This is a genomic window from Phenylobacterium sp. (genome assembly GCF_030651755.1).
Taxonomy (GTDB): Bacteria; Pseudomonadota; Alphaproteobacteria; order Caulobacterales; family Caulobacteraceae; genus Phenylobacterium.
This window is the reverse complement of sequence record NZ_JAUSBZ010000043.1, coordinates 22,275-28,562: the sequence shown is the minus strand read 5'-3', so window position 1 is coordinate 28,562 and position 6,288 is coordinate 22,275. Positions and strand designations below refer to the sequence as shown.

8 protein-coding genes are annotated in these 6,288 nt (G+C 66.5%); 6 read left to right on the top strand and 2 right to left on the bottom strand.

All coding sequences use genetic code 11. The features are described 5' to 3' along the window. A partial coding sequence (locus Q7V15_RS03735; RefSeq protein ID WP_304753895.1) for a hypothetical protein occupies nt 1-647 on the bottom strand: 647 nt, incomplete at its 3' end. Nucleotides 648-802: 155 nt separating this feature from the next. On the opposite strand from Q7V15_RS03735, the gene Q7V15_RS03730 reads away from it, so the two are divergent. The 6 genes from Q7V15_RS03730 (at nt 803) to Q7V15_RS03705 (ending at nt 4,731) form a co-directional block, all read left to right on the top strand. Further along, nucleotides 803-1,183 (top strand): hypothetical protein, encoded by a 381-nt coding sequence (locus Q7V15_RS03730; protein ID WP_304753894.1) that lies wholly within the window; start codon nt 803-805, stop codon nt 1,181-1,183. A gap of 89 nt (nt 1,184-1,272) precedes the next feature. Further along, a complete protein-coding gene (locus Q7V15_RS03725; RefSeq protein WP_304753893.1) occupies nt 1,273-1,743 on the top strand; it encodes a hypothetical protein in 471 nt (156 codons plus the stop codon). A gap of 85 nt (nt 1,744-1,828) precedes the next feature. After that, entirely contained in the window at nt 1,829-2,806 is a 978-nt protein-coding gene (locus tag Q7V15_RS03720) for a nitronate monooxygenase family protein (RefSeq protein WP_304753892.1), read from the top strand. Nucleotides 2,807-2,874: 68 nt separating this feature from the next. Further along, nucleotides 2,875-3,117: a DUF5961 family protein gene (locus tag Q7V15_RS03715; RefSeq protein ID WP_304753891.1), complete on the top strand. Its 243-nt coding sequence runs from the start codon at nt 2,875-2,877 to the stop codon at nt 3,115-3,117. A gap of 66 nt (nt 3,118-3,183) precedes the next feature. Beyond that, nucleotides 3,184-3,534, top strand: coding sequence for a DUF2200 domain-containing protein (locus Q7V15_RS03710; protein ID WP_304753890.1), 351 nt, complete (start codon nt 3,184-3,186; stop codon nt 3,532-3,534). A 123-nt stretch (nt 3,535-3,657) separates the two neighbouring features. Next, the gene (locus Q7V15_RS03705; protein ID WP_304753889.1) at nt 3,658-4,731 is read left to right on the top strand and encodes a methyl-accepting chemotaxis protein; all 1,074 of its coding nucleotides are present in this window, start codon (nt 3,658-3,660) and stop codon (nt 4,729-4,731) included. Between the two features lie 200 nt (nt 4,732-4,931). Here the strand turns inward: Q7V15_RS03705 and Q7V15_RS03700 are convergent, their stop codons facing one another. Beyond that, complete coding sequence (locus Q7V15_RS03700; protein ID WP_304753888.1) at nt 4,932-6,251, bottom strand: folylpolyglutamate synthase/dihydrofolate synthase family protein; 1,320 nt, start codon at nt 6,249-6,251, stop codon at nt 4,932-4,934. Nucleotides 6,252-6,288 lie beyond the last annotated feature (37 nt).

Here is a 6,288-nt window from a genome sequence, read left to right as displayed (position 1 = left end):
AGCACCGTTTGCAGGCGGACAAAGTCGCTCCTGCGGATCGGGAAGTCAGCGGTCTCGCTGAAACCAATAGCTCTGAGATCGGCCGTTTCAGTGCAAGCCTGATAGAACTCATTCTTGGCGTCGAACGCGTCTCGAAGCTGTTTAGGCGTTATGCCTGCCCTCGCAAGTTCATCGTTATCTTTTCGCAGAAAGGCTTTCGCCATCTCGCTCACCAGTAGCTCGCCATACTCCCTCTCGGCGGAATGATGCGCCTCGCTGGTCTCGACTATTGACTGAGTGGATGACCGAACGCCCTTTCCTAGCTGTTCCGCCCAATAGGCGGGCTCATGTTCGGTGAGACCCTTTAGAAATCCCTTGCCAACGTCGCTTTCGACGAACCAGGCGATAGCAGCAACTCCCGCGCCTAGGATCACGCCGAGGCGAGCCAGGAAGGTGCCATCTTCCGGTGGCAGCACGACAACCTCAATCGCGAGGCGTCCCTCAAACAGCTCACGATTGAGGCTTCGGATGACCGCTTCGGCCTGAGCCGAGGTGCGCACAAAGGTCGCGAGCGGGATAGCATGGCCCGGCACATCGAAGTGGATCGGTAAGACCTGTATGTCGGTTGCCCCATCCTGCCCCGGCCTAAGCAGATCGTGACAACGCACGAGCCGCTCATGCCCTAAACCTCGGCACAACTTGGGCAAGCACGGCAAACATTGTCAACGAGCGGAGCCGTCAGGGCTGCAATAGGGCCAGCTCACAAGCTGCCAGGCTTGACCATGCGCAAGGAGCGAAGGACGATCCGGTAAAGGGGAGACCGATGCGCGCCACAGCCATAGCTGTATTGTTACTGCTGGGCGGCTGCTCGGGTAAAACTACGTCGCTGGTTTGCACCGGGACAATGCAGCGCGTCGGCGAACCGGAGACACGTCAGCCAGTCAGTTCCCTCGCCGCGAGCGTGACCAAATACCCTTTTTACGTGAAGGCTTGGAGTGACTCCTACGGTGAGTTCCGGCTGAGCGACCCATATGCTCAACACTTCTCGCGCTTGGACGACCTAGGCGACCAGATAATGATCTCCGAGCAGGGTCAGACGAAGGTGAGCGGCACATTTAACAAGATCAACGGTAGCCTCAAACTCGCGGCTGGCAACGACCTATTTGAGGTGGAATGCAGAGAAGTAAATCGCATCACCCCATGATTGTTTTTACCGAATGTCCGCTAAAGATTCCGGACATCGCGCCTCAGGGTCCGTCCATGTCTCCGGTGACATTTTGAGATTACGATAGGATGTTCAGCCGCATAGCTAGCGTGAAGTGGCGCTGGCTGCTCATACCGCTGGGCCTTCTGAGCCTGTACCCGCTCTACTTGGTCGGTCTGCTGGGCTGGATATTGCTCGCCGAAGTGCTGATTCCCCGCCCCCGGGCCGCGGAGATTGACCGGGTCGAGCGCGCGCTCGCGCCTATCGCGTGCATCGGGCCGCTGGATCAGTGGAACCGGACTTACTTTTACGGTGTCAGTGACGCGAGGCGGGGCACGGCAACCTCGCCCGCCCCGCGCGACCGGACTCGGATTGAGTTCAGACACTACCTGGGGGTTGGCGGACACCTCGAGAGCCGCCGGCGGGTCTCGACGCACGAAGCAGTCTCCTACACGTTCCGGCACTTCAACTTCAAGATGCGGGGCGTGCACGGCAGCTACGACCTGTCGACGGGGAAGGTGGAACACGAGTGCTGGGAGGAGTCCGGGGACGACTACTGAACCCCACGCTCTCCACTTGCACACGCCCCCCATTCCGCGCACGACTCCGACCCAACAAGCACAAGCCCCTCGGGAGGAGCCGACCATGAAGACCCGCATCACTGACCTGCTCGGCGTCGAGCATCCGATCGTCCAGGGGGGCATGCACTATGTGGGCTTCGCCGAGATGGCCGCGGCGGTGTCCAATGCAGGCGGGCTTGGCATCATCACCGGCCTGACCCAGGGGACGCCGGAGAAGCTTTCCGCCGAGATCGCCCGGTGCCGGGGGATGACCGACAAGCCGTTCGGGGTGAACCTGACCTTCCTGCCTTCGGTCACGCCGCCGGACTATCCGGGCTTTGTCGAGGCCATCGTCAAGTCCGGGGTCAAGATCGTCGAGACGGCGGGCAACAATCCGCAGAAGTACCTGCCGGCCCTGAAAGAGGCGGGCATCAAGGTGATCCACAAGTGCACCGCCGTGCGCCACGCGGTGAAGGCCCAGGCCATCGGCTGCGACGCGGTCAGCGTCGACGGCTTCGAATGCGGCGGCCATCCGGGCGAGGACGACGTGCCGAACTTCATCCTGCTGCCCCGGGCGGCCGAGGAGCTGGAGATTCCGTTCCTGGCCTCGGGCGGCATGGCCGATGGGCGATCCCTGGCCGCCGCGCTTTGCCTCGGCGCCGACGGGATCAATATGGGCACCCGCTTTATCGCGACGCAGGAAGCGCCGGTGCACCCCAATGTGAAGCAGGCCCTGGTGGACGCCAGCGAGCTCGACACCCGGCTGATCATGCGGCCCCTGCGCAATACTGAGCGGGTGCTGGTGAACGCCGGCGTCGAGCGCCTGCTGGCCAAGGAGAAGGAGATGGGCGCCGCCCTCACCTTCGCCGACATCGCCCCGGAAGTGGCCGGCGTCTATCCGGCCATCATGCGCGACGGGCAGATGGACGCCGGCGGCTGGTCCTGCGGCATGGTTGCGGGCCTGATCCACGACATCCCGACGGTGAAGGACCTGATCGACAAGATCATGGCCGACGCCGAGGCCATCCTGCGCAAGCGCGTCGGGCAGTTCGAGCTGGCCTAGGAGGCTGGGCTGCGGCGCTGACGAATCCTTTCTGGCCCCCGCACGTTCTCACAGGCGAGGAGATGACCATGCCGCAGATAGAAGAGCCTTCGCGCCGCTTCAGCGTTCACGCCCGGCAGGACGACCACCATCCCGCACAGATCGTGGAGGAGGCCTCGTTTGAGGCCGCCGCCCTCGCCTATGTGGAGGATTTCCACCCGCCGGCCGACTTGGGCGGGGAGATCCAGGTGGTCGTCTGCGACCTGGCCAACGGCCACGAGCACTGCTTCCGTATCGACCTGGGCGGCGGCGAGCCCCAGCCCTGCGCCTAGGGCCTGAGGCGACCGGGCGGGCGACCGCCCGCCGCCGGTTGAGACGCCAAAGCCTTGCGAGCCCCCATGACTGAACACCGCATCTTCACCACCAGCTTCGCCAGCGTCTATCCGCACTATGTGGCCAAGGCCGAGCGCAAGGGGCGCACCAAGGCCGAGGTCGATCAGATCATCCTCTGGCTCACCGGCTTCAGCCCCGAGGGGTTCGAGGCTCAGCTGGCGGAGGGGGCGGACTTCCGGACCTTTTTCGCCCAGGCGCCGGCCCTTCACCCGGCGCGGGCCGGCATCAGGGGCGTGATCTGCAGCGTGCGCGTCGAGGAGATCGCCGATCCGCTGATGCGGGAGATCCGCTATCTGGACAAGCTCATCGACGAGCTGGCCCGGGGCAAGGCGATGGACAAGATCCTGCGGGGCTGAGCAATCTGAAGGCCCATCGCCGGTAGGGTCGCGGCCCGCGGGCTCACAATCTGTGAGTAACACTTGCCACATAAGCTCATCGCCGCGCGGGCGCCTTGATTCGCGGCGCGGGTGGGGTGTGACGTGTCCAATTCAGATGGGGGCCTCGCCCCGGAACGCATTCTGGAACTGTCCGCGCGGCTGTCCAAGGTCGCCGGTTCCAGCATCGGCGAGATCGCCTCGATCAATCGCGAAGCCAAGATGCTGGCCATCAACGCCATGATCACCGCCGCCCGCGCCGGCGAGGCCGGCAAGGCGTTCGCCGTCGTCGCCGAGGAATTCAAGCGCATCTCCACCGAGATCGACGACGTCACCCACGCCCTGCAGAGCCAGGTCCATGCCGACCTGAATGAGCTGAGCCATATTGGCGCGGCGATCCTCTCCCACCTGCGCGGTCAGCGCCTGGCCGACCTGGCGCTCAACGCCATCGAGATCATCGACCGCAACCTCTATGAACGCACCTGCGATGTCCGATGGTGGGCGACGGACTCCGCGGTGGTGGACTGTCTGACCAATGCGTCCGACGCCGCCGCCCAGCACGCATCAGACCGGCTGAAGGTGATCCTCGACGCCTATACGGTCTATCTCGACCTCTGGATCTGCGACGACCAGGGCCGGGTGGTCGCCACCGGCCGCCCCGAGCGCTATCCCAGGGTGCGCGGCGCCTCGGTGGCCTCAGCCTCCTGGTTCTCCGAAGCTAAGCGCACCGCATCGGGCAATGACTTCGTCGCCTGCGACGTGGCCAAGGCGCCGCTGTTGAACGACGCGCCTGTCGCCACCTATGCCGCGGCCATCCGCGCCAACGGCGCCGCCGATGGCCGGGTGCTGGGCGTCCTCGGCATCCATTTTGACTGGCGGCCCCAGGCCCAGGCGGTGGTCGACGGGGTGCGCCTGACCGACGAGGAACGCGCCCGCTCCCGCGTCCTGCTCCTCGACCACGGCGGCCGCGTGCTCGCCGCCTCCGATCGCCGCGGGGAGCTGGAGGAGATCTTCGCCCTGCCGGGCGACGCCGTGGGGATGGGCAGCTACGCCGCCGCCCAGTCCACTGTCGGCTATGCCCTGACCCCTGGCTATGAGACCTATCGCGGGCTCGGCTGGTACGGCTGCATCATGCAGAAAGAGCCGCAGGCGACCGCGGAACAGTCCCGGGCCGCCTGAGGCTCAAGACCCCCGGCGGCGCGCCCGGGCCGCTGATCGCGTTGCGGGCTCCGAGCTCCCTTCTGGCCCGGAAGGGGGGGGCCATACGGCGATCTTTGCGCACCGCTCGGAGGTGACGGCGGCGTCCCAGGCTCTCTGGCGCGTATCGGCCGTTGATCAGGTCTGGGGATGACCTCGGCCCGTCCGGCCGGAGGGCGCGGTCACCGCGGCCAGGTCTCTGGGTCCATGGCCAGGACCTCGCCCGCGAAGTGCAGGCCGCCGCAGATCAGGATGTGCGGCGCAGGGCCGTCCTGGGCCAGGGCGGCCTTCAGCGCATCGGTGACGTCGGCTGCGGTATGGGCGATGAGGCCCGCGGCGCGGGCCGCCGCCGCGATCTCCTCGGCCGGGGCCGCATTGGGGGAATCGAACCCTGTGGCGAAGACCTGGGGCGCCAGGTCGGCGAAGGGGGCGAAGAAGCCCTGGGCGTCCTTGCGGGCGAACATGGCGCTGATCAGCGCCACCGGACGCGGGTCTCGGGCTGTCAGGCGCCCCAGCGCCTGGGCCAGGGCGGCGCCGGCATGGGGATTGTGCCCCCCGTCCAGCCAGAGCACGGCGCCCCGTTCGGCCGCCATCCTGGCCAATCGTCCCTCGGACAGACGCTGGAAGCGGGCGGGCCAGACGGTGGCCTCCAGGCCTCTGGCCATGGCGTCCTCGTCGATACGGGCGTCATTCAACGTCAGGAGGGCCGCGACCGCCAGGCCGGCATTGTCGAACTGATGCGGCCCAAACAGGGCTGGCGGCGGCAGATCCAGCAGGCGCTCATCGGTCTGCACCAGCAGGCGGCCCCCGGCCTCCCAGGCGTCAAAGTCCCGGCCCATCAGGCTCATCGGCGCCGCCAGGCCATCGGCTTCGGCGGAGATGACCTCCAGCGCCTCGTCCATCTGGCGGGCGACGACGACGGGACGGCCGGCCTTGATGATGCCGGCCTTCTCCCAGGCGATCTTGGAGAGCTCCGGGCCCAGCATCTCCAGATGGTCGTAGTCCACCGGGGTGATGACGCTCAGCGCCGGGGCGTCGAAAATGTTGGTGGCGTCGAACCGGCCGCCCAGGCCCACCTCGATCAGGCAGAGGTCGGCCGGCGTGTTCGCGAAGGCCTGCAGGGCCAGCACGGTGGTGATCTCGAAGAAGCTGATCGGCTCGCCGGCATTGACGGCCTCAACCTCACTGATCAGGGCCTCAAGCCCCTCGTCGCTGATCAGTTCGCCCGCCACCCGGATGCGCTCGGCGAACCGGACCAGATGCGGCGAGGTCAGGACGTGGACCTTCAGCCCCGCAGCCTCGGCCATGGCGCGCAGAAAGGCGACGGTGGAGCCCTTGCCGTTGGTGCCGGCCACATGGATCACCGGGGGCAAGCGCTGCTCGGGATGGCCCAGGGCGGCCAGCAGACGCTCGACCCGGCCGGTGGTCAGGTCGATCAGGCTCGGATGATTGGCGCGCAGGCGCAAGATCACCGCGTCTGAGGCCCGGATCGGATCATACATGGCGGGGGCTCGGGCGGCGGGGCCTTTGAAGGAGGGG

Coding starts and splice junctions, on each gene's coding strand:
- Q7V15_RS03730 (WP_304753894.1), top strand. CDS start 803: ATGCGCGCCACAGCCATAGCTGTATTGTTACTGCTGGGCGGCTGCTCG.
- Q7V15_RS03725 (WP_304753893.1), top strand. CDS start 1,273: ATGTTCAGCCGCATAGCTAGCGTGAAGTGGCGCTGGCTGCTCATACCG.
- Q7V15_RS03720 (WP_304753892.1), top strand. CDS start 1,829: ATGAAGACCCGCATCACTGACCTGCTCGGCGTCGAGCATCCGATCGTC.
- Q7V15_RS03715 (WP_304753891.1), top strand. CDS start 2,875: ATGCCGCAGATAGAAGAGCCTTCGCGCCGCTTCAGCGTTCACGCCCGG.
- Q7V15_RS03710 (WP_304753890.1), top strand. CDS start 3,184: ATGACTGAACACCGCATCTTCACCACCAGCTTCGCCAGCGTCTATCCG.
- Q7V15_RS03700 (WP_304753888.1), bottom strand. CDS start 6,251: ATGTATGATCCGATCCGGGCCTCAGACGCGGTGATCTTGCGCCTGCGC.